The following is a 24,878-nucleotide window of genomic DNA, read 5'->3' on the forward strand; positions in this document are numbered from 1 at the left end:
AAGGGGAAATGCAGGTTATTGTCAGGTTTTGGTCACGGGCTCGCGCGGTCATCGTGGACGATGACGCGCCCGTCCTTGATCACGGTGGAGACGCGCTCGGTCACCGTCACGTCGCGATAGGGATCGCCCGCGACCGCGATCATGTCGGCATATTTGCCGACCTCGATCGTGCCGATATTCTCCGACTGGCCCAGTAACGCGGCGGCATCGACGGTCGCCGACCGCAGCGCCGCCATCGGCGTCATCGGACCTTGTTCGACCATATGGCGAAACTGCCGCGCATTTTGCCCGTGCGGCGATACGCCGGCGTCGGTGCCGAACGCGAATTTGACCTTATGCTGGACCGCGAGCCGGATATTCCGCCCCGCGACGCGGCGCGCTTCGGCCATCTTCGCCTGCACGGCGGGGCTGGCGTCGCTTTCTTTCCGCGAGTCGAGCAGGCCGAGCGTAGGCACGAGCCAGGTGCCGCGCTTCGCCATCAGCTTCGCGGTTTCCTCGTCGAGATAGGTGCCATGCTCGATCGAATCGACGCCGGCGCGCACCGAGGCGGCAACGCCCTCCCCGCCATGCGCGTGCGCCGCGACCTTGAGGCCAAGACTGTGCGCAGTGGTGACGATCGAAGTCAGTTCCTCGTCGGTCAGATGCTGGCCCAGCCCGCGCGCCTGCTGCGACATGATGCCGCCGGTCGAGGTGATCTTGATCAGGTCGGCGCCATATTTGGCCGCTTCGCGGACACGCAGCGCACATTCGACCGCTCCGGTGCACGCACCGGTATAATCATAGGGATAGAGCGCCTCGGTCGTCTTGCGATTGAGCCCCGACATGTCGCCATGCCCGCCGACGATCGACAAGGACGTCCCCGACAGGAAGATGCGCGGGCCGACAAGGGTGCCTTCGTTGACCGCGTCGCGCAGCGCGTGGATCGAATAGCCATCGGAGCCGACGTCGCGGACCGTCGTGAACCCCGCCTCCAGCGTCTTTTTCGCATTGGAAAAAGCGAACAGCGCAACATCTTCGGGCGTATCGACCGCCGCCGCCCATAGTTTGGTTTCGGGCGAGAAGCTGAAATGGACATGCGCGTCGATCAGCCCGGGCAGCAGCGTCCGGTCCTTCAAGTCGATCACCTGCACGCCCGCGCGCTCCACATAGCCCGGCTGGATTTCGGCGATGCGCCCGCTGCGCACCACGATCGTGCTCGGCCCGAGCGGCTGTTCGCCCGGAATCGCAACGACCGCGCCCGCATGGATTACCAGCGTATCGGCAAGCTCGGCGCCAGCAGGCGCCGCGACGGCCATGCCCGAAAGCGACACGCCAATCGCAAGCGCCGCCCATTTCCCAATGCCGCTCAAGCGAAATTCTCCCGCCGACCCACGCCGCGAGGCCGCCCCTGCAGCACTCCCCATTTGCATAGGAAGTTTTTGCTAGTTGAGCAAGAATTTTTATGATAGGAAAATTCTGGAAATTACGACACATTGCGGAAATCAACGAATTTCCGGTGGGGAAACGGGTCCAAAAGGAGGGAAAAATGTCGAAGTTCGTGTCACGCCTGTTGTTGTCGTCGGCTCTCGCATTCGCGATCACGCCGATGGCGCATGCCCAGTCGGCTCCGCCCGAAGAAGAGGGTGCCGAAACCAGCGCAGGCGGCAGCGACATCGTCGTCATCGGTACGCGCCGCAAGGATCGCTCGATCACCGACAGCTCGGTCGCGATCGACGTCATCGCGCCCGAACAGATCGCGACGACCGGCTATTCGGACGTGAACGATGCGCTGCGTACGCTGGTGCCGGCATTCAACGCGCAGCGCCTTCAGGGCAACGACGGCTCCTCGTTCGTGCGCCCGGTCACGCTGCGCGGCTCGCCCGCCGATCATGTGCTGCTGCTGATGAACGGCAAGCGCCGCCACCGCGCCTCGATCGTGCAGATCGGCACCGGCCATGCCTCGACCTCGGGTTCGCAGGGTCAGGATTTCAACGTCATTCCGCCGATCGCGCTGTCGAGCGTCGAGGTGCTCCGCGACGGCGCGTCGGCGCAATATGGCTCGGACGCGATCGCCGGCGTGATCAACCTGGAGCTGAAAAAGGCCAGGAGCGGCGGCTCGATCATCGGTCAGGTCGGCGAATATTATACGTCCGGCGGCCGCACCTATGACATCCAGGGTCATCTGGCCGTCCCGGTCGGCGACAATGCCTATTTCAACATCGCCGCCCAATATACCGACCAGGCCAAGGCCTATGCGAAAAAGGCCACCCATTCGGGCGCCGAAGCGATGCGGGCGATGGGCATTCCCGGCATTCCCGAGCATCCCGAAGGCAATCTCGATCCGCGTTACATGGCGTTCAAGTCGGTGTGGAACGCCGGCATCGAACTCAGCGACGAACTCGAACTCTATAGCTTCGGCAACTATATGACGGGCAAGAGCTCGGTCACCTTCGGCCTGCGCCAGCCCATCACGGCGGGCGGCCTGAACCGCCATGGCACCTATGCCAATTCGGCGTTCGACCTGTCGCCCGCACACCCCGAATTGTTCAACTTGACCGCCATCTATCCGGGCGGCTTCACGCCCGAATTCCGCGGCCATCTCGAAGATTTCAGCGCTCTGGTCGGTCTCCGCGACCAGTCGGGCCCGCTGACCTGGGACCTGTCGGCGCGCTATGGCACCAACACCGTCGACTATTCGATCACCGGCACGATCAACGCGTCGATGGGGGTCAAGTCGCCGACCGCGTTCAAGCCCGGCTCGCTCACCCAGCGCGAAATCCAGTTCGACGCCGAAGTCTCCTATGAGCTGAGCAACGACATCCTCGTCTTTGCCGGGGCCAGCCATCGCAAGGAAACCTATGTCATCGGCGAGGGCGACGCTGCAAGCTACACCACGGGTCCGCTGCGGGACCTGCCCGCGGGCTCGAACGGTTTCCAGGGCTTCTCGCCCGAATTCGCCGGCAGCTTTGATTCGAACAGCTATGCCGTGTTCGGCGAAATCGATGCCGACATCACGCCCTGGTGGAACCTGTCGGCCGCCGCTCGCTACGAAGACTATGACCAGTTCGGCGACAATTTCAGCTACAAGGCCTCGACGCGCTTCGAGCTGAGCGATGCCTTTGCGCTGCGCGGTTCGGTCAGCACCGGCTTCCGCGCCCCGGCCGCAGGGCAGGTGTTCGGCACCAGCCTCACCTCGCAGCTCGACGGCGTCGGCGGCTTCATCCTCGATGCCGTGCTCGTTCCGGGGTCGCCCGCAGCGCGAGTCTTCGGCTCGGAGGCGCTGACGCCCGAAACCTCGTTCAACATGTCGGCGGGCGTCGTCTTCACCGGCCTCGACGGTTTCCTGACCACGCTCGATTTCTATCAGATCGACGTCGATGACCGCCTGCTTCTCACGCCGTCGCGGAACACCACCGCCGCCGAGCGCGCCGCGCTGGCCGCGATCAACTTCCCCAATGGCGCCGACATCCAGCAGGTGCGCTATTTCCAGAACGAGATGGACACGCGCGTTCGCGGTTTCGACCTGGTGAGCACCTATCGCCACAGCTGGTCGGACAATGCCTCGACCGATTTCAGCCTTGCCGTAAACTATAACGAACAGCATCTGCGCGGCGCCCCGCCCCCGGGCTTCAGCCCCGCGATCGTGACCGAGTTCGAACGCGGCACGCCGCGCTGGCGCGGCAATTTCTCGGCGACGACCAAGGTTGGCGATTTCGGCTTCATGGCGCGCGCGATCCATTATGGCGCGTGGCGCCGCCTCGACGGCGCGACCTTCCTGCCGCGCAAGGCGGTGACGCTGTTCGATGCCGAAGTGACCTATTCGGGCATCCAGGATGTCGAGCTGAGCGTCGGCGCACGCAACATCTTCAACATCTTCCCGCCGGGCCGCGGCCCCGCCCGCGCCCGCGCCGGCCTGATCTATGACAATCACAGTGTATTCGGGGTCGCCGGCGGCTTCTATTATTTGAATGCTAAGTATAAATTCTGATCTCGCCTGTTCGAGATCGGCCTCTATTTCCGGTGGGCAGATACGATATTGGCATAGCGGATATGCCAATATCGTAGCCTATCGGAAATTTGTGCTTTATAGATGGCGGCGGCTGATTGGCCGGACCTCTTTCCCCAGCCGTCCCCCATTGGCCGATGCCGTACGATCTCGAGCAAGTTAAGGATTGGAGACTTATGCCGCCCAGAAATGGAGACGAGCCGGAAGTTTTGGGTGCCGTTCGTACCGCGAGGCGGCCTCGATCCGAAGGCTTTCACCTGGGCGAGCGATTGCGCCAGTTGCGCAAGGAACGCGGGATGACGCTGGAGGATGCGGGACGGTTGACCGCGCTTGCGGCCTCGACATTGTCGAAGATCGAAAATGACCAGATGTCGCCGACATTCGACGTCGTGCAAAAACTCGCGACCGGCTTTGACATCGACATCACCGAACTCTTCGCGAGCAATTCGGGGCAGGATGCCGCGGGCCGGCGCAGCGTCACGATGGACGGCGCGGGCCGCCTGATGGAGACCGCGGTCTACCGTCACCGGCTGATCGCCGCTGAGCTCAAGAACAAGAAGATCCTGCCGTTCGTCACGACGATCAAGGCGCGCAGCCTCGAGGATTTCAAAAGCTGGTCGCAGCACAGCGGCGAGGAATTCCTCTATGTGCTCGAAGGCGAAATCTGCTTCCAGACCGAACATTATGAACCGGCGTTCCTCGGCGTCGGCGACAGCATCTATATCAACAGCAGCATGCAGCACGCCGCCTACTCGACGAGCGAGGAAGATGCCGTCGTGCTGTGGGTCAACACCGGCTGAGCGCCCGCCCGATCATCGGGCTTGCAATAATTTTCCGATACGCTAATTTCTTTCCAATAGAAAATTGGAGAGGGCAAAGCGATGGACAGACGGAATTTCATCCTGTCGGGGGCGGCCTTGTCGGCCGCGATGGCGTTCGCGCCCGCGGCGGCGGCACGGGCAAAGACGCGCCCCCTCACCTTCGACGCGATGGGCGAGGTGCGCTTCGAATATGACGCGGCGCTGATCGGCCAGATGCGCGCCAGCGGGCTCGACGCGATCACCGTCACGCTCTGCGATCCCAAGGTCTATGAGGGGCAGGCCTATGAAGAGGCCGTGCAGGCGGTGCTCGACCATGATGCGCATATCGCCAAGCATCCCGAACTGTTCCTGAAGGCAACGAAAACCAGCGACATCGATGTCGCGCGGGCGAACGGCCAGCTCGCGCTTTTCTACCTGTTCCAGAACAGCACCCAGTTCGGCCGCGACCTCGACAATGTCGACCTGTTCCACAAGCTCGGCGTGCGGTCGGCGCAGATCACCTATAACGACCAGAATTGGGCGGGTGCGGGGTGCAAGGAACTCGGCGCGAACGGCCTCACCCATTTCGGCCGCGACCTCGTCGGACGCATGAACGAACGCCGCATGCTGATCGACCTGTCGCATTCGAACATGCAGACGATGGCCGACACGATCGCCGCGTCGAAGGCCCCCGTGATCGTCTCGCACACCGCATGCATGGCGGTGCACAGCAATGTCCGCAACACGACCGACGCGAACCTGCGCCTGCTCGCCGACAAGGGCGGGGTCGCCGGCATCTGCCAGATGCGGCCGTTCCTCACGACGAAGCGCGACGACGCGCTGCCCGAATATTTCCGCCATATCGACCATGCGGTCAAAGTGATGGGCGCCGACCATGTCGCGATCGGCAGCGACCGCGACCACCGCGTCGTCGAGATGACCGACGCCTATATCGCCGAGCTGAAGCGCGAGGAGGGCACCAATTTCCACGAGCCCGACTGGCCGCTGTTCATCAACGAACTCAACGGCCCGCGGCGCATGGAAGTGGTGTGGGACGGCGTGCGCAAGCTCGGCTATCCCTCGGCCACGGTCGAAAAGATCATGGGGACCAATGTCCGCCGCATCTATCAGGAGGTGATCGGATGAGCCTCCGCATCTCCACCCTCACCCTTGCCTTGCTGCTGACGGCAGCCCCTGCGTCGGCGAACGTCCCTGGCGCCGACGCGGGGAATTGCGCGACCAGCCTGATCGGCACGCCACTGACGGTGCCGAAATATCCGGCTGCAACGCAAAAGATTCTCGACGAGGATATCGCGATCGCCGCGGCGGCGCTGCGCATCGCGCCGGACCGCGAGGACAGCCATATCTGGTACGGCCGCCGGCTCGACTATGCGGGACGCATCTGCGACGCGGTCGATGCCTTCAGCGCCGGGATCGAACAATTTCCGAACAGCTACAAGCTCTACCGCTTCCGCGCCCGCGACCTCACGCGCGCGCGCCGTTTCAAGGAAGCGCTCGCCGATTATAAGAAAGCACTGGAATTGATGGGCGATACGCCCGACAGTTTCGAACCCGACGGCATGCCCAACCCGATCGGCCTCACGATCAGCACTTATCGCGGCAACATCCTTTATTATCATGCACAGACCAGTTTCGCGACCGGCGACTATCCCGCAGTCGTCGACGGCATGGCCAAATCACTCGCCGTGATGCCCGACTTCACACGCGACGACATGCACATCGGAACCGCTTATTGGACCTATCTCGCGTATCGCAAGATGGGCCAGCACGACAAAGCGCGAGCCGCGATCAACGAGATCGAGCCGGGGCTCAAACTGATCGAGAATTTCACTTACTATCAGGCGGTCCAGATCATGCAGGGTCGCCTCGACCCCGCCGGTTTCAAGGACACGCGCGACAGCACGATCAAATTCGCGATCGCGATGGAACACCGCTTTGCCGGCGACGAGAGGGGCGCAAAGGCGCTGCTGACAGAGATCGTTCGGGAAAATCCGCAGGGCCATTGGCCTTCGGAAGCCGAATTGGCGCACCCGGATCGAAAAGCCCATTGATCCCTTCCTGTCCGGTCCAACGAGCCTGTTCATAAGGCGGAGGGGCTAGCTTTAGTCCGGTTGCGGTCACGCGCTCAACGCGCGATCTTCCCGGCTGGCAGGCTGCACTCTTGCAAATGGGTTGCAGTAGCGATCATTCGCGTCTAGCGGGCCTCCCATAGTGGAGGTTCGCGATGAAATATAAAATGATCAATGCTTTGCTGGTAACGGTGGCCTGGACGGGCGCAGCGCAGGCGCAGGAAAGCCAAACCAGCGCGGAGATCACCGTCACCGCCGACCGAGCCGTCACCGCGACCAAGAGCGACACGCCGCTCGTCGAAACCCCGCAGGCGATCAGCGTCGTCACCGAAGAGCTGTTCCGCGACCGCGGCGCGCTCAATCTGCAGGAAACGCTCCGCTATTCGGCCGGCGTCACCGGCGAGGCCTATGGCCTCGACACGCGCGGCGACGCGAGCGTCGTGCGCGGACTCGCGCCCGTCCAGTTCCTCGACGGGATGCGCAGCCTCTATACCTTCGCGCCCTTCGCGCGCGCCGCGGTCGACACGCTCTCGCGCGTCGAAGTGCTGCGCGGACCGTCCTCGGTCCTCTATGGGCAGGCATCCAACGGCGGCATCATCAACAGCGTCAGCAAGCGTCCCGAATTCGAAGCGGGCGGCAGCGCCCGGATCGAATATGGATCGTGGGACCGCAAGCAGGCGATGGTCGACCTGACCGGCCCGCTTGGCGGCGATACGCTGGCCGGCCGCATCGTCGCGGTCGTGCGCGACGCGGGCCAGCAGACGCGGCGGCTCGACGACAATCGCGTGCTCGTCCAGCCGTCGCTGAACTGGCGGCCGGGTCCCGACACCGAGGTGACGCTGATCGGCCTCTACCAGCGCGACCGCTCGGCATCGAGCCAGCAGTTTCTTCCCGTCGTGTCGGCGATCGGCGCGCCCAATGACGCACGGCGGCTCAGCAACCGCACCTTCCTTGGCGACGAGAATTACGACACGCTCCGCCAGCGCACGCTGTCGGCGACGCTCATCGTCGACCAGCGGGTTTCCGACCTGCTCAGCCTCAGCGCGCGCGCGCGTTACACCGACGCCAAGGCGACCTTCCGCGAGCTTTATCCCGACGTCTATTCGAACCCGGCCAATCCGTTCATCGACGGCACCGCCGAAACGGGCCGGACGCTGCATCGCTACGCCTATCAGACCAAGCCGCACGGCAAGATCTTTACGAGCGACACGAACGCGCGCCTGACCTTCGACACCGGACCGTTCAGCCACCAGCTCCTCGTCGGCCTCGACTACACCAATTATTTCGAGCAAACGCTCAGCGCTTCGGGCGGCAGCGCGTTCACGCCGGGCATCACGCCGGTCGACGCCTATAACCCGAACAACAGCGGCGTCGCGGCGGACGTGCTGCCCTATGCCGCGCTGCCCGACCAGCGCAACACGCAGCTCGGCGTCTATGTCCAGGACCAGATCCGCTATGCCGACCGCGTCACGCTGGTCGCGGGTGTGCGCCATGACCGCGCACGATCCAAGACCGAAGGCGCACCGGCGGTCGTCGATACGGCGTGGACCTTCAAGGTCGGCCTGATCGGCGAGATCGGCCATGGCCTGTCGCCCTACCTCAGCTATTCGGAGGCGTTCCAGCCGGTTTCGGGGATCAATCCGCGCACCGGCGAACCCTATGTTCCGACGCGCGGACGGCAGTATGAAGGCGGCGTCAAGTGGCAGCCGCAGCGCGGCATTCTCGTCACCGCGGCCTATTATGACATCGTCGAGCAGAACCGCCCGACCAACGATCCCGCCGATCCGATCAACGTCTTCCAGACCGGCGAAGTGACCTCGAAAGGGTTCGAAGTCGAGGGCGCGTTCGACCTGCCCGGCAATTTCCAGCTGACCGCCGCGTACAGCCACAACAATGCCCGCGTGTCCGAAAGCCTCTACACCTATGAAGAGGGGGCGCGCGTCAACGACGTGCCGCGCGACCAGGCGTCGCTCTGGGCGGTGAAATCGCTGCCGCTCGGTTCCGATGCGCTGCTGCGCGTCGGCGCGGGCGTGCGCCATATCGGCAACACCCGCTCGACCGGCCCGACGAGCGCGATCACGACGCCATCCTACACGCTCGTCGATGCGCTGGTGTCGGTCGACTGGAACCGCTGGACCGCCGCGGTCAACGCCTCGAATCTGTTCGACAAGAGCTATTTCACCGCCTGCCGCACCTTCGGCGACTGCTTCAGCGGCAATCGCCGCTATGTCGTCGCCTCGCTCGGCTACCGGTTCTGACGCGATGAAACGCAAGACCGTGCAGGCCTGGTATCTGGTCCATAAATGGACCAGCCTTGTCTGCACGGTCTTCCTGCTGCTTCTCTGCATCACCGGGCTGCCGCTGATCTTTGGCGAGGAGATCGCGCATCTCGCGGGCGCCGAGCCCGAATTGTCCGCGCCGCCGCCCGGCGCACAGCCGGCAAATCTCGACCGGCTGATCGAGGATGCCAAGGCGCAATATCCCGGCAACCGGCCGCTGTTCCTCGGCTGGTATCCCGACGAGCCTATCGTCTACGTCAACCTCGGCCCCACCGCCGACACCCCGCCGGCAGAGATGAAGACCGCGCTGTTCGATGCCTACACCGGTACGGCCGTTCCCGCGCCGCAGTTCAACGAAGGCGTCATGTTCTTCATCCTGCGGCTGCACACCGACATGTTCGCGGGGCTTCCCGGCAAGCTCTTCCTCGGCGTGATGGGCCTGCTTTTCGCCATCGCCACCATATCGGGCGTCGTGCTCTACCGCCCCTTCATGCGCAAGCTCGAGTTCGGGACGATACGCAAGGAGCGCAGCAAACGGCTGAAATGGCTCGACATCCACAATCTGCTGGGCATCGCGGCCACCGCCTGGCTGCTGGTCGTTGGGCTCACCGGCGTCATCAACACGCTCGACGAGCCGCTCTATGACCAGTGGCAGAAGGACCAGCTTGCCGAGCTGACCCGCGAATGGGCGGGCCGCCCCGCGCCCGCGCAATTCGGCCTGATCGAAAAGGCGGTCGCCGAGGCGAAAGCGGCGCGGCCGGAGCTCAAGCCCGCCTTCGTCAGCTATCCCGGGACGGGCTATAGCGGCGAGCATCATTATGGCGTGTTTATGATCGGCCAATCGCAGCTCGACCAGCGCAACTATCAACCCGTGCTCGTCGACGCCGCGACGTCGAAGCTGACCGGCGTCCCGACCTGGCCGCTCAGCCTCAGCGCCATGTATCTGTCGCAGCCGCTGCACTTCGGCGACTATGCGGGCCTGCCGCTCAAGATCGTCTGGGCGCTGCTCGACGTCATCGCGATCATCATCCTCGGCAGCGGCATCTATCTCTGGGTCGGGCATCGCGGCCAGTCGCTGCAACGGCGCGTCCACGAAGTCGTCGAAGGCGGAGAAGCAAGATGACCCGGCAGACCGTCCGCCGAACCTATGGCTGGCCGCTGGTGATGGGGATTGTCACGATCGCTTCGCTCGTGACCGGCCTGCTGGCGGTCGGCCTCCCTGACATTTTGGCCGTCATCGCCCTGGCGGCGGTCCCAGGTTATTGCCTGTTACGACTTTTCGCGCGCAAATAGGTCCGCCCCTTGGGGTATGATCATGCCGTCCTCGAACCGGCCGCTCGGTGTGCAAAAGCCCTCATGCCAATATGTTAAGCGCCGGGCAGGTTGCACCCCGGGCAGGCGGTCCATCGCGATAACCACTCCGATGATCAGCTTAATGCTGGCTTAACCATAGTGCAGTGCAGCATGGCGGCTTGGACGAGGTTAACCTCGCCGTAACAGCAAGGGGTCGTTCGCCATGCCAAGCCTGTACATCTCGCCTGCCGGTTCCGGGGACAAAAGTGGCAGCGATATCAACAACGCAGCGTCTATCGGTTCGCTCAATACCATGATCGGAAGGGCGGGACCGGGGGGCGAGGTGCTGCTGCTGGCCGACCAGGGCGACTATAACGTCACCGGCATCCTCGGCATCACCCGTGGCGGGACGGAGGGCCAGTCGGTGGTGGTGCGCGGCATCGATTCGGGCGGCAATGCCATGGCCGCGCATTTCACCGGCTCGCGCCCGGCCGACTGGCAGGCGGGCGATCCCTCGGGCAACGAACTGTTCAAACTCGGAACGGGCGCCGACAATCTCATATTCCGCGACTTGCAGATCGACAATGTCGGCACGGCCTTCCGCGTCACCGCCGATCTCGCCAATCTCCATATCGAGGATGTCGACGCGAACAATGTCCGCCGCTTCTTCGAGGATTATTCCAGTGCGCCTTCGGGCACCGCGACGATCACCGGGCTGACGATCCGCGACGTCGACATACAGGGCTTCTCCAGGGTCGCGATCCGCCTCCAGTACGACACCAACAATGTGGTGATCGACAATGTCACGGCGGACATGGCCGGGCAGACGGGCGACGACCTGCCCGCGGGCGTCCATCTCGACGGCACCGTCCACAATGTCACGCTCAGCCAGGTGGTGATGGAGAATATCCAGAGCACCGCCGGCGCCTATTTCAACGGCGACGGCTTCGCGAGCGAGCGCGGCGTCTATGACATACGCTTCATCGACACCGTCGCGCGCGGCAACAGCGACGGCGGCTATGACCTCAAGTCGAGCGGCACCTTGATCGTCCGCGCACTCAGCGAGGAGAATGGCCGCAACTACCGGCTCTGGGGCGAGGCGACGCTGATCGACTCGGTTGGCCTGAACCCGGTGCTGCGCGGCGGCATCTCCGAGCAGAACCAGCTCTGGCTCGACGACGACGCCGACGTCACTGTGATCGGCGGGCGCTTCGACGATGCCGGATCGCGCACCAAGGTGATCTCCTCGCACGGGCAGCTCACCTTGCGCGGCGTCGCGATCACCCGGTCCGAGCTCTCGACGCTCGCCACGCGCGATTCGCTCCCCGGTCTCGTCGGCATCGACACGATCCGCGAAACGCTGACCGTCGATCAGGGCGAGGCGTCGCCCGGCGCGACCGGCTATATCGCGCTGCTTCCCCTGCCCGCCACCGCCACGGCGGATGCGTTGCTGGGCACCGCGGGCGACGACATCTTCCTTGTCGACGACATCGGCGACCGGATCACCGAGGCCGCGGACGCCGGGTTCGACCGGGTCGAGACGACGCTGGACAGCTACACGCTCGCCGGCAATATCGAGGCACTGATCCGCCGCGGCGCCGCCGATTTTATCGGCAATGGCAACGCGCTCGCCAACGCGCTGATCGGCGGCGCGGGCAGCGACACGCTGGGCGGGCTCGGCGCCAGCGACGACATCGCGGGCAATTCGGGCGACGATATGCTCGTGGGTGGCAATGGCGAGGATCTGCTCCGGGGCCAGTCGGGTGCCGACATGCTGCTCGGTGGCTGGCAGTCGGACACGCTCTTCGGCGGCACGGGCGCGGACCGGCTGGTCGGCGACCAGGAATGGCTGAGCAGCCAGGGCGCCAACGACCGGCTCGACGGCGGCGACGATGCCGACCTGCTGATCGGCGATGCGACCAATGTCTATGGCAGCGGCAAGGGGGGCAGCGACCGGCTGACCGGCGGCGCGGGCGACGACATCCTGATCGGCGACGGGGATGTGATGATGGACAGCGCGAGGGGCGGCGCCGACACGCTGGAGGGCGGGGACGGCAATGACTGGCTTTATGGCGACGGCCGCGAGTCGGCGGCGACGGTGGCCGGCGGCGCCGACAAGCTTTATGGCGGCGACGGCCCCGATCACCTGATCGGCGGCGGCGGCAACGACCTGCTTGCGGGCGGCGCGGGCGCTGACTGGTTCGTTTTCGCGCCGGGCTCGGGTGCCGACGAGATCAGCGACTTCGCCGCGGGCGCGGACCATATCGATCTCAGCGCCTTCGACATCGCGTACGAGCAGCTCGGTTTCACATCGAGCGCCGACGGAACCCGCATCACCATGGGCACGGACAGCATCTTCGTCCGCGGCGCGCAGGCGTTGTCGCCCAATGACTTTGTCTTCGGCTGACGCGAGGTTCAGCCGAAGACAAAGTCCGCCTGATCGAGCGCGGTGACGCCGCGCACGAAGATCGTATCGGTGCCGCCCAGCTGGATCGTCACCCCCGCGCTGCTCGTGGTGAAGCGCAGCGCCTCATAGGCGATGTCGAAGGCGCTGAGGTCGATCCGGTCGGCCTCGGCGCCGCCGCGGGTGAAGTCGGTGATCTCGTCGGCGCCCGCCCCTCGGGCGAAGACGAAGCGGTCACCCCCGCCGCCACCGGTCAACTTGTCCGCGCCGCCGCGCGCGCCGGCCGCCATGTTCACCGCGTCGCCGTAGAGTATGTCGTTGCCGAGCCCGCCGATCAGCGTGTCCGCGCCGCCGACCCCGCTCGCCGTCATGTTCATTCCGTCGCCGATCAGTATGTCGTCGCCGTCGCCGCCATCGAGAGTGTCCCTGGCGGCCAGCGACGAGACCCATTCGGCATCGCCGACCAGAAGATCGTTGCCCGCGCCGCCATATAGCCGGTCGGTCTGCGACCCGCCGTACAACGTGTCGTCGCCGTCCTCGCCGGAGAGCATATCCTCGTTCTTGCCGCCATCGAGCCGGTCGGCGCCCATGCCTCCGCGCAGCGTATCGTTGCCGTCGTCGCCGGAGAGCGCATCGTCGCCTTCGCCGCCGGTGAGCACATTGGCGCCGACGCTGCCGAGCAGCACATCGGCAAAGGCCGAGCCCTGCGCATTCTCGATGCTGACCAGCCGGTCGCCCATGGCATCGCCGCCGGTCGCGGTCTGGGCGCGCAGGTTGACCAGCACGCCGCCGAGCGAACCGGCATATTCCACGGTGTCCGATCCCGCGCCACCGTCGAGTATATCGCCGCCCGCGCCGCCGCGCAGCACGTCCGCGCCGTCGCCGCCGCTCAGCCGATCCTCGCCGCCGCTGCCGACGACGAAATTGTCGAGCGCATTGCCGGTCATCGTCGCGCCGATCGTCCCGGTATAGACGAGCTCCTCGACATTGGCGCCGAGCGTGTAGCTGGTCGCGGCAGTGCGGATGCGATCGCGCCCCTCGCCCGCCGCCTCGATCACCTGATCGCCGGCTTCAAAGACAACATAGAGGTCGTTGCCGGTGCCGCCGCGCAGCAGGTCGTTGCCGCCGCCGCCGTCGAGCTGGTCGTCACCGGCCCCACCGAACAGGAGATCGTCGCCGCCCCGCCCATAGAGGATGTCACCGAGCAGCGGATCGTCGCCGCCAGTGATGCTGTCGGCATAGTTGGAGCCGATTACCGTCTCGATGCCGACCAGCCGGTCGCCCTCGGCCTCACCGCCGCGATTGACGTTGGTGACGAGGTTCACGGTGATCGCGGCGGACTTGGTGTAATCGACCTGGTCGCGGCCCGCCCCGCCGTCGAGCAGATCGGCGCCCGCGCCGCCCACCAGCTTGTCGTCGCCGTCGAGCCCGTAGAGCGCGTCGTTCAGCGCCTTGCCATAGAGGCTGTTGTCGAGCGCATTGCCGGTGCCGGCAAAGCCGCCGGTGCCGGTGTAGCTAAGGTCTTCGACCCCATCGGCGAGCGTCAGCGACGACAGGCCCGTGCGCACGATATCGAGCCCGCCGCCGACCGCCTCGGTCACCTGATCGCCGGCGTCGTCGACCACATAGCTATCGTCGTCCGCGCCGCCGATCATCACATCCGCGCCCGCGCCGCCGTCGAGCGTGTCGTTGCCCGCGCCGCCCTCGATCCGGTTAACGTTCGCGTCGCCCGTCAGCGTGTCGGCAAAGGCGCTGCCCACTACGCCCTCGATCCCGGCAATACTGTCGCCCTGCGCATCGCCGCCCGATACGGCGCCGGTGGCGAGGTTGACCTTCACGCCCACGGCGCTGCCCGAATAGACCATGGTGTCGAACCCGCCCGCACCGTCGATCCGGTCGCCGCCCGCACCGCCGACGAGGATCTGATCGTCGCCATCCCCGATCAGCGTATCAGCGAAGCCCGTACCGATAAAACGCTCGACGCCGTCGAACCGGTCGCCCTCGGCATCGCCGCCGCTGCTCGCACCGGTCTGGAGGTTGATCGAGACGGCACCCGCATTAGCGCTATAGTCGACCGTATCGATGCCGTCCCCGCCGATCAGCACATCGGCGCCCGCGCCGCCCTGGAGCAGATCATCACCGCCGCGCCCTTCGAGCCGGTCCGCGCCCGCGCCGCCGTACAACGTCTCGTCAGCCCCCACCCCGGCCAGCACATCGTCGAACGCCGAGCCGACCAGCGCCTCGATGCTCATCAGCCGGTCGCCCGCCGCATCGCCGGTGCCGCCCTGCACCGACAGGGCAAGATCGACCTGCACCGCCGCCGCCGAGCCCGAATAGTCGGCGGTATCGAGGCCGTCGCGCCCGTTGATCAGGTCCGCGCCCTTGCCCCCGACCAGCCGGTTGTCGCCCGCATCGCCGCTCAGTACATCGTCGAACGCCGTGCCGATCAGGCCCTCGATCGCGACGAGGCTCACTCCGCCCGAAGCGGTGCCCGCCGCAAGGTCCGCCGTCACCATGCTCGCGCTGGTCGAAAAGTCGGCAATATCGATACCCGCACCGCCGTCGAGCCGGTCCGCCCCGCCCTTGCCGGCCAGCCGGTCGTCCCCGGCGCCGCCCGACAGCGCATTGACCGCGCCATCGCCGGTCAGCACATCGCCAAAGCCCGAGCCGACCAGATTTTCGATCCCCGCGAGCGCATCGCCCTGGGCATCGCCGCCAATCCCGGTGCCGCCCAGCACCGCATTCACCGCCGCGGCGCTTGCTGAATAATCGGCAGTGTCGATCCCGGCGCCGCCGGTCAGCCGGTCCGCGCCGGCGCCGCCGATCAGCACGTTGGCGAAGCCGTCGCCGGTCAGCACATCGGCGAAGCCCGAGCCGATCAGCCGCTCGATCCCCTGGAGTCGGTCGCCCTGGGCATCGCCGCCAATCCCGGTGCCGGCGACCAAGTCGATCGTGACCGCACCGCCGCTGCCCGAATAATCCGCGCTGTCGAACCCGGCGGCGCCGATCAGCGTGTCGGCACCTGCGCCGCCGACGAGCAGATCGTCGCCGCCGCGGCCGTCGATCCGGTCGTCGCCCGCGCCGCCGCCGATCCAGTCCGCGCCCGCGGTGCCGGAGAGCGTGTCAGCAAAGGCCGAGCCTTCGATTCCCTCGATCCCGATCAGCCGGTCGCCCGCCGCTTCGCCGCCGCTCGCCGCGCCATCGGCGAGATCGACCACCACGCCCGCGCCGCTGCTGCCATAATCGACCCGATCGATCCCGGCCCCGCCATCGAGCACGTCCGCGCCCGCACCGCCATCCAGCATGTCATCGCCGGCACCGCCCGAAAGCGCGTCGTCGCCCGCACCGCCGAACAACCGGTTCGCGCCTGCGTCGCCCGCCAGCACATCGGCAAAGGCCGAGCCCTCGACATCCTCGAACCCGTCGAACAGATCGCCTTCGGCATCACCGCCGCTGGCGGTAAGCCGTGTCAGGTCGGCCCGCACCGCGGCGCCGCTGCCTGCGTAACTGAGCAGATCGCGCCCGACGCCGCCGACCAATATGTCCGCGCCCGAACCGCCGGTCAGCACATCGTCGCCGCCATTGCCTACAATCATGTCATTGCCCGCACCGCCAGCCAACGCATCGGCGCCCGCCGTGCCGCCGATCAGGTCGTCGCCCGCGGTCCCCGCCGCAACCACCACGCGCTGCCCGTCCAGGGTCAGCACCGATCCCGTGCCCTTCTTCCAGGTCACCGTGCCCGCGCCGGTGGCAAGGCCATAATCGCGCACCGTCAGCGCGCCATTCCGCTCGGCGAGGTTGAACAAGGTCGGCGAGCCGGGGTCGGTGAAGAACGCCCCGTCGATCGTCGCGCTCGCGCCCTCGGCCAGCCAGATATGCTCGCGATTGCCACCCGCCAGCGGCGCACCCGCATCGAGGCTGACGATATTGCTCAGCTGCGCGCCCGTGCCCCACAGCCGGATGTTGCGGCCATTGCCCGACACGATCGCGCCGTCGACCACGATATTATCGCTCTTGAGGTCAAGCCCGCCATCGCTGTTGCCCGTGGCGATCACGTCGCGCAGCGTGATGTTATAGGTGCCGCGCTCGGTCGCGAAGCCGTCGCCGTTGCGATAGTCGTTCACCGTGTCGAGCGCGTTGCGCATGGCGACGCGATCGATCGTCACGTCGTGCGCGGTGCCGGTGATGTGGACACCGATCGCGAAATTGTCGCCGTCCTGAAACTGGCTGTCGCCGCGCACATCCTCGATCAGTATGTTATTGCTGTCATACTGGACGCGGATCGCGCCCTTGGAATAACCATCGACGGCGACGTCACGGATCGTCAGGCCGGTGATCGTCGCGCTAGCGTTGGCCCCCGACACCATATTGTCGAAGAAGCGCGAAACGTTCGCGGCGTCGACATGATCGATCGTGAGGTTGCGCACATCCGCGCCGACGCGAAAGGCCGTGCCGACATTCTCGAAGGCAAGATCGCTGAAGCGCAAATTGTTCGCGCCGCCGAGCAGCCGGAAGACTTCCTCACCCGAAGGGCTGGCCGGATCGAACGGCTCAGTCCGGGTGCCGGCGATCGTCGCCGCCATCGCATTGCCCGCGCTATCGACGCCGCGGATCGTCACGGGTGCGCTCGCCGTCCCGCCCGCGACGATCGCCAGCGCCCCGGTCGGCGCGGTATAGGCGCCTTGGTCGGCGAGCAGCAGCACTTGCCCGCCCGGCCCCGCCGCCGCGATCAGCTGCGGCAGGTCGTCCAGCGTCGCGGCGTTTGCGGCGCTCGATCCGTCGCCCGACCCGCTGCCGGTCGGTGAGATGTAGAGGGTGGGCATGGCAGGGCTCCCGTCATAAGCCTGAAAACATACCCCCCACTTGATCGCGACAGACAGCCCGCGACGGCACCCGGGTCAACCATATGCTGCACCTGCGAAAGCCGAGCCGCCCCTTTGCTCCGACGACCGGAGCCGCGGCGCCTTCGCTCGCCTGACTTTGGCCGCTACCAAGGTTCGTGCCGGACGATTCACGTTGCCGCACCCCGCAAATTTTCAACGCCTCAAGAATCCGATCGGAGACCCACCGTGCAGCAGGACCTGTCCCTCGGGACGTCGGAGCCGCCCGTGGACAGCGGGCTCGCCGCCTTCGCCCAGATCCTCGCAATGCACCGCATTGTCGCGGACCCGGTAGAGCTGCGCCACAGCCTCGGACATTCCGACCCCGTCACGGCGTCCGATCTGCTGCGCCTGGCAAAGCGCATCGAGGGTGTCCGCGCCCGCGCCACGACTGCCGATTTCGAACGGTTGAGACGCCTACCCATGCCGGTGATGGCGAGCGGCGCTGAGGGCTGGTTCGTCATCGGTCGCGTCGGCGAGGATGCCGTGGCGATCCAGCGCCCGGGTGCCGAAATCGAGCGCTGGGACCGCGCCACGCTTGAGGCCCGATGGTCGGGCGCGCTGCTCCTCGTCGCCACCCGTGACGCCGCACAGGTTGCCGCGCCCGCCTTCGACATGACCTGGTTCGTTCCCCAGATCGTCAAATATCGAAAGCTGATCGGCGAGGTGCTGCTGATCACCCTCGCGCTCAACCTGCTCGGCCTCGCCGCGCCGCTCTTTTTCCAGAATGTCGTCGACAAGGTGCTGGCACACAACAGCCTGGCAACGCTGCAGGTGCTCGCCATTGGGCTGGTGGCCGTCTCGCTCTGGGAAGTCGCTTTCGGCTGGCTGCGTACCCGGCTCTATTCGGAAACGAGCCAGAAACTGGATGTCGAACTGGGCAGCCGCCTCTTCCGCCACCTCCTCCGCCTGCCGCTCGCCTATTTCGAGAATCGCCGCGTCGGCGACACGGTGACCCGCGTCCGCGAGCTGGAGACGGTGCGCGAATTTATGACCAGCGCCTCGCTCACCGTACTCGTCGATCCGCTGTTCACGATCGTCTTCCTCGTCGCGATGTACCTCTATTCACCGCTCCTCTTCGCCATCGTCGCGCTCACCCTCCCCGCTTATGTGATCGTCTCGCTCGTCGTCACCGGCCCCTTGCGCCGTCGGCTCGACGAGAAGTTCGCGCGCGGCGCCGCCAACAACGCGCTGCTCGTCGAGAGCGTCTCAGGCATGCAGACGCTCAAAGCCGCGGCGGTCGAGCCGCAATGGCAGGACCGCTGGGAACGCCAGCTCGCCGCGTACAGCGCCGCCAACCAGCGCGTGATCAACCTCGGCAATTCGGGAAGCCAGGCGGTCCAGCTCATCTCGAAACTCAGCCTCGCCGCGATCCTGTTCTTCGGCGCGCAGCAGGTGATCGCCGGCGCGCTGACCATCGGCGGGCTGGTCGCGTTCAACATGTTCGCCCAGCGCGTCTCCGGCCCGGTGATCCGCATGGCGCAGCTGTGGCAGGACTTCCAGCAGGTCCGCCTCTCGGTCCAGCGGATCGGCGACATCCTCAATAGCGGCCCCGAGCCCGGCGCCGGATCGCGCACAACTTTGCCTGCGCTCACCGGCCATGTCCGCTTTGAGGCCGTCCGCTTCCGCTATGCCGCCGAAGGCCCGTGGACGCTCGACGACATCGACCTCGACCTGCCCGCCGGCGCCACGCTCGGCATCGCCGGCGCCTCGGGCTCGGGCAAGTCGACGCTCACCAAATTGCTCCAGCGCCTCTATCTGCCGGCCAGCGGCCGCGTGCTGATCGACGGCGTCGACATCGCCCAGATCGATCCCGCCTGGCTGCGCCGCCAGATCGGCGTGGTGTTGCAGGAGAATATCCTGTTCAACCGCTCGATCCGCGAAAATATCGCGCTCGCCGATCCCGTCACGCCGATCGAGCGGGTGATGACCGCCGCCCGCCTCGCCGGCGCGCACGACTTCATTCTGGAACTGCCGCGCGGCTATGACACGATCGTCGAGGAGCGCGGCGTCAATTTCTCGGGCGGCCAGCGCCAGCGCCTCGCCATCGCCCGCGCGCTGATCACCAATCCGCGCATCCTGATCCTCGACGAGGCGACCTCGGCGCTCGATGCCGAGAGCGAGGAGATCGTCCAGCGCAACCTCAAGGCGATCGCTGCCGGCCGCACCGTGCTGATCATCGCGCACCGCCTCTCGGCGATCCGCCAGTGCGACCGCATCCTGACGCTCGACAAGGGGCGGATCGTCGAAAGCGGCACGCATGACGAACTGCTCCGTCTCGGCGGCCGCTATGCCGCGCTCCATCACCGCCAGATCGGCGTTCAGGCGGGGGCCGCGGCATGAACGCGATCACGCGCCACTGGACCGCCGTTCGCGACGCGCTCGACAATGAGCGCGCGCGGTCGCGCGGGATATTGCGCACCGAGGAGACCGACTTCCTTCCCGCCGCGCTCGAAGTGGTCGAGCGCCCCGTGTCGCCGACCGCGCGGGTCACTTCCTGGCTATTGCTCGGCCTGTTCGCCGTCGCGTTGCTCTGGCTCGTCCTTGGCCGCGTCGACGTCGTCGCCTCGGCAACGGGCAAGCTGGTCCCCGCCGACGACGTCAAGCTGATCCAGCCCGGCGCGGCAGGGATCGTTCACGCCATATTGGTCCGCGACGGCCAGCGCGTCCGCGCCGGCCAGCCGCTGGTCGAGCTCGATCCCACCGTCTCGGATGCCGACACGGCGCAAGCCAGCAAAGCGCTCGAGACCGCCATGCTCGACGCCGCGCGGCTGCGCGCCATATTGTCCGCACTCGACGGCCAGGGTCTGCGCTTCACCCCACCCGCCGGCACCACGGCCGACGTCGCCGCCACCCAGATCGCGCTCGCCCGCGCCCAGCTCGCCGAGATCCGGGCGGGTAGCCAGACGCGTGCCGCCGACACCGAATCCGCGCGCGCCGCCCGCGCCGAAGCGGAAATCCAGGCCGCCAAGCTCAGCGAGACCCTGCCCCTGCTCGACGAACAGATCGCCGCCAACGAGACGCTGCTCGAGAAAGGCTATGTCTCGAAGCTGCGCGTGATCGAGATGCGCCGCCAGCGCCTCGTCGCCGCGCGCGACCGCGATGCCGCGCTCGCCACCGCACGCAAGGCGGAGGCGCAGATCGCGGTGGCCGGCGGCAATTCGAGCCAGTCCACCGCCGAGGCGCGCGCGCGCATCCTCGCCGATCTCGCCAAGGCCGAGAGCGACGCGCGGCTGCGCCAGGAAGAGCTGACCAAGGCGACGAAACGCAGCAGCCTCCAGCGCCTCGTCAGCCCGGTCGACGGCACGGTCACCCAGCTCGCCGTCCACACCGTCGGCGGCGTCGTCGAGGCGGCAAAGCCGATCATGGTGATCGTGCCCGCGCGCGGGAAGCTGGTCGCCGAAGTGGCGATCGCCAACAAGGATGTCGGCTTCGTCCGCGCCGGCCAGCCGGTCGCGCTCAAGGTCGAGGCCTTTTCCTTCACGCGCTACGGCGCGGTGCCGGGCAGGCTCGAGCAGATCAGCTCGGACGCGGTGCAGGACGAGAAGCGCGGGCTGATCTATACCGCGCGGGTGACGCTGGACCGCGCAACGATCGGGCGCGATGGTAGGGCGATCCCCCTCACCCCCGGCATGGCGGTCACCGCCGACATCCGTACCGGCCGCCGCTCGCTCGCCTCCTATCTGTTGAGCCCGATCGACGAGATCCGCACGACGGCGGCGCGGGAACGCTAACGCCTTCTCCCCCTCTGAAGAGAGGGCAACGCCGATGACGCACGGCATCATGGAGCCCGCACGTTAATGCGGGCCGGCCTGTTCCACGGGGGCCGATATTGGCCTGACCAAATACCCCGCATGCGCGATGACGGCCGCATATATGCGCGAAATCTGCGCATAATTCCCGTCATTCCGATAATTGGTAAGGCACTATTGCCAAATTGGACTGACAAGTCTATCCGGCAACAGGACACACGACGTCAAATCGGTCGCCCTGATCACAAAAGGGCGTCGGATCTTGGTGCAGGCCGAAGGGAGAGAAGAATGAGTCGCGAGAGCTGCAGCAGGCGCCACCTGCTTATTTCAACGAGTCTGATGAGCTTGCTGATCATGTCGCCGGCCCATGGCCAGACGGCTACGCAGACACCGGCCGAACAAACCAGCCCGACAGGCGAGAACACCGGATCCCCCCCAGCCGATACGCAAGAGATCATCGTCACCGGTTTCCGTGGCTCGCTAAATAGCGCGCTGAACCTGAAGCGGCAGGAAACCGCGGCGGTCGATAGCATCGTCGCCGAAGACATCGGCAAATTTCCCGATTCCAACCTCGCCGAATCGATGCAGCGCATTCCTGGCGTCGCCTTGTCGCGCGGCGATGGCGGCGAGGGGCGCAATATCTCGGTTCGCGGTCTCGGCGCACAATTCACCCGCGTGCGGATCAACTGGATGGAGGGCACATCGCAGGTCAGCGGCAGCGACATCCGCGGCGGCGTCGCCACGGGCCGCTCGTTCGACTTCGTGACCTTCCCGACCGAAATCTTCTCCGCGCTTTCGGTCCGCAAGACGACCTCCGCCGACGTTGAGGAAGGCTCGCTCGGCGCGACGGTCGACCTGCGCGCACCCAGGCCGTTCGACCAGAAGGAGGATTTCGTCTTCTCGGGCACGGCGCGCGGAATCTATAACGATATCAGCAAGAAGGCCGATCCGCGGCTGTCCGCGCTCGTGTCCAAGCAGTTCGGCGACACGTTCGGCGTGCTCGCCAGCCTCGCCTATTCGAAGCGCCACATCGACGAATATGCCTATTCGGCGGTCGACATCCTGCCGTCCTACGTCGCCGGGCAGCAGCAGCCGGGCGGCACCATCTTCCCCTTTTGCACGCCTGTCGGCTACACCTATGGCGGCGTACCGGTGAACAGCCCGGCGCCGGGCTATGCCAATAGCGGCACCCCGGTCGGCGCCGACGCCAACAACTGCAGCGCGGGCAATCCCCGCACCAGCACTAAGGCGGCCTACGACTATATTATGAGCCGCACGGGCGTGTCGGGCCGCCCCGGTGGCGGGGTGTTCCTGCCGCGCCTTCCCCGTCCGGTGAAGGGCAGCCAGAATCAGGAGCGTCTCGCGGGGTCGCTGACGCTGCAATGGAAACCCACCGACGACACCGATATCTCGTTCGACGGCCTGTATTCCCGCTTCAAGGTCAATCGCCTCGACACGATGCTCGATGCGCGCTCGATGGGCCGCACCGCCTCGAACAACGGCCAGCCTATGATGTCGATCCGCGACATCGAAGTCGACGATAACGGGTCGCTGATCCACGGCCTGTGGGACGGCGTCGACCTGCGATCGGAAATGCAGGACGAGCGTTTCACCTCGACCTTCCGCCAGGTGAACCTCAACTTCGACCATCGCTTCTCCGACACGTTCCGCGTCTTCGGCCTGGCCGGCATCAACGATTCCAAATTGAACGTCGACCGCCTCCAGGTCGCGATCGATTCGAACGATACCGATAATTTCTCGATCGACTTCCGCGACAATCCGGACGTCCCGAAGATCGGTTACGGCATCGACCTCACCAATCCGGCCAATTTCCTCTTTGGCCCGCCGCTGGCCGACGGCACCCAGCGGGGACAGATTTCGAACTTCGTCCGTAAAAACACGATCGTCAGCAAGACCTTCGAACTCAACGCGGAGTGGGAGGCGGCGCCGAACTTCACCGTTCAGGTGGGCGGCCAGTATCGCACCAACAAATACACCGCGCGCGAGCGGCAGCTGATCCCCGCTCAGTCGTTGCCGCAGGTACTTCCCGCAGGCGTGTCGCTCGCCGACATCACCTTCGTGACGAAAGGGATCGGCAAGAATCTGGACGGCCAGATGCAGGATTTCGTCGCGATCGATCCGGACAAGTTCCGCGAAGCGGTGAACTTCAGCAGCTATCAATATTGCAATCTGGAGTGCGCCAAGGGCACCTATGGCGGGGTCGAAGAGAAATATACCTCGGGCTATGCCATGGTGAAGTTCGACACCGAAGACGTCTTGCCGTTCGCGCTGCGCGGCGATGCCGGCGTCCGTTATGTCCGCACCAGCCTCGACACTTACGGGCCGATCCCCACCGCCGCGCCGGCCGGATCACCCTTTCCCACGCGATATGTGATCTCGACGGTGGAGCGTAGCTATGATGACTGGCTGCCGTCGATCAACCTCGCGCTCGACGTCACGCCCGACCTTATCGCGCGTTTCTCCGCGGCGCGCGTGATGTCGCGTCCGTCCTATGGGCAGCTCATCCCCAGCGGCAGCGCCAACATCGTGATCCGCACCGCCTCGATCACCAACCCCTATCTCGATCCGATCCGGGCCAACACGATCGACGCCGCGCTCGAATGGTATTTCGCGCCCGGTTCGCTGATATCGGTCGCCTATTTCTACAAGAATATCGAGACCTATATCCAGAATACCAGTCAGCTGGTGCCGTTCCGTGAGCTCGGGCTCCCGCTGTCGCTGCTCGAGGGCACGGGCACGGGTGTCACACCCGACGAACTCTTCAATGTAACGCGCAGCAACAACACCAACGGCGGGCCGCTGCGCGGGTTCGAGGCGAACCTTCAGCTGCCGTTCCGTTTCCTGCCGGGGGCGCTCAGCAATTTCGGCTTGCTCGCCAATTTCACGCGGGTGCGCTCGAACATCAATTACATCATCTCGCCGACGATTACGCGCAGGGCGCCGCTCGTCGGTCTCTCGCCGGAAACCGCCAGCGCCACGCTCTATTATGAGGACGACAAGTTCAGCGTCCGGTCGACGGTCAACTATCGCGCGGCGTTCCTCACCGGCATCCCGGGCCCGGTCGACAGCGACGCGAACGTCAATGCGAGCTCGATCTTCGTCGACGCCTCGGCCTCGTACAACATCAACGACAATATCAAGCTCATCGCCGAGGTGTCGAACATCACCAACGAGACCAACCGCCTCTACACCGACACCACGCGGAAAGATCCGCTCTACACCTCCTATTTCGGCCGCACGTTCAGCCTGGCAGTCAATTTCCAGTTCTGAGCTTGTCCCTATCGCCGCGAGCATCGGTCGGTTTTCCGACGATGCTCACGGCGATATGTTGCGGGCGGCGACCACTCTCGGTGCGTGCCGGAAACCAGGTTGAA

The 24,878-nt window shown here is 65.7% G+C and carries 13 protein-coding genes; 11 read left to right on the forward strand and 2 right to left on the reverse strand.

Annotation, left to right across the window (positions count from 1 at the left end; genetic code table 11):
- Positions 1-32 precede the first annotated feature (32 nt).
- Complete coding sequence (locus V8J55_RS16375) at positions 33-1,349, reverse strand: metal-dependent hydrolase family protein (protein ID WP_336446655.1); 1,317 nt, start codon at positions 1,347-1,349, stop codon at positions 33-35.
- Between the two features lie 176 nt (positions 1,350-1,525).
- Here V8J55_RS16375 and V8J55_RS16380 point away from each other — a divergent pair, with 176 nt between their 5' ends.
- From V8J55_RS16380 to V8J55_RS16415, 8 genes are all read left to right on the forward strand, one after another.
- The gene (locus V8J55_RS16380) at positions 1,526-3,967 is read left to right on the forward strand and encodes a TonB-dependent receptor plug domain-containing protein (protein ID WP_336446656.1); all 2,442 of its coding nucleotides are present in this window, start codon (positions 1,526-1,528) and stop codon (positions 3,965-3,967) included.
- 194 nt (positions 3,968-4,161) lie between these two features.
- Complete coding sequence (locus tag V8J55_RS16385) at positions 4,162-4,785, forward strand: helix-turn-helix domain-containing protein (RefSeq protein WP_336446657.1); 624 nt, start codon at positions 4,162-4,164, stop codon at positions 4,783-4,785.
- 81 nt (positions 4,786-4,866) lie between these two features.
- The gene (locus V8J55_RS16390; protein ID WP_336446658.1) at positions 4,867-5,931 is read left to right on the forward strand and encodes a dipeptidase; all 1,065 of its coding nucleotides are present in this window, start codon (positions 4,867-4,869) and stop codon (positions 5,929-5,931) included.
- A complete protein-coding gene (locus V8J55_RS16395) occupies positions 5,928-6,857 on the forward strand; it encodes a hypothetical protein (protein WP_336446659.1) in 930 nt (309 codons plus the stop codon). Before V8J55_RS16390 ends, V8J55_RS16395 begins: the two co-directional genes overlap by 4 nt.
- 173 nt (positions 6,858-7,030) lie before the next feature.
- On the forward strand, positions 7,031-9,133 hold the full coding sequence (locus V8J55_RS16400; RefSeq protein ID WP_336446660.1) for a TonB-dependent siderophore receptor: 2,103 nt from the start codon (positions 7,031-7,033) through the stop codon (positions 9,131-9,133).
- A 4-nt stretch (positions 9,134-9,137) separates the two neighbouring features.
- Positions 9,138-10,277, forward strand: coding sequence for a PepSY-associated TM helix domain-containing protein (locus V8J55_RS16405; protein ID WP_336446661.1), 1,140 nt, complete (start codon positions 9,138-9,140; stop codon positions 10,275-10,277).
- Positions 10,274-10,447, forward strand: coding sequence for a hypothetical protein (locus V8J55_RS16410; RefSeq protein WP_336446662.1), 174 nt, complete (start codon positions 10,274-10,276; stop codon positions 10,445-10,447). The genes V8J55_RS16405 and V8J55_RS16410 overlap by 4 nt, the downstream gene beginning before the upstream one ends.
- A gap of 313 nt (positions 10,448-10,760) precedes the next feature.
- On the forward strand, positions 10,761-12,854 hold the full coding sequence (locus V8J55_RS16415) for a M10 family metallopeptidase C-terminal domain-containing protein (protein WP_336446663.1): 2,094 nt from the start codon (positions 10,761-10,763) through the stop codon (positions 12,852-12,854).
- Between the two features lie 8 nt (positions 12,855-12,862).
- Here V8J55_RS16415 and V8J55_RS16420 read toward each other — a convergent pair whose 3' ends face one another.
- A complete protein-coding gene (locus tag V8J55_RS16420) occupies positions 12,863-17,674 on the reverse strand; it encodes a beta strand repeat-containing protein (RefSeq protein WP_336446664.1) in 4,812 nt (1,603 codons plus the stop codon).
- Positions 17,675-17,959: 285 nt separating this feature from the next.
- Between V8J55_RS16420 and V8J55_RS16425 the strand changes: the two genes are divergently transcribed.
- From V8J55_RS16425 to V8J55_RS16435, 3 genes are all read left to right on the forward strand, one after another.
- Complete coding sequence (locus V8J55_RS16425; RefSeq protein ID WP_336446665.1) at positions 17,960-20,074, forward strand: type I secretion system permease/ATPase; 2,115 nt, start codon at positions 17,960-17,962, stop codon at positions 20,072-20,074.
- Positions 20,071-21,465, forward strand: coding sequence for an HlyD family type I secretion periplasmic adaptor subunit (locus V8J55_RS16430; RefSeq protein WP_336446666.1), 1,395 nt, complete (start codon positions 20,071-20,073; stop codon positions 21,463-21,465). Before V8J55_RS16425 ends, V8J55_RS16430 begins: the two co-directional genes overlap by 4 nt.
- 357 nt (positions 21,466-21,822) lie before the next feature.
- Entirely contained in the window at positions 21,823-24,774 is a 2,952-nt protein-coding gene (locus tag V8J55_RS16435; RefSeq protein WP_336446667.1) for a TonB-dependent receptor, read from the forward strand.
- Positions 24,775-24,878: the final 104 nt, after the last annotated feature.

This window comes from Sphingopyxis sp. CCNWLW2 (assembly GCF_037095755.1).
GTDB lineage: Bacteria > Pseudomonadota > Alphaproteobacteria > Sphingomonadales > Sphingomonadaceae > Sphingopyxis.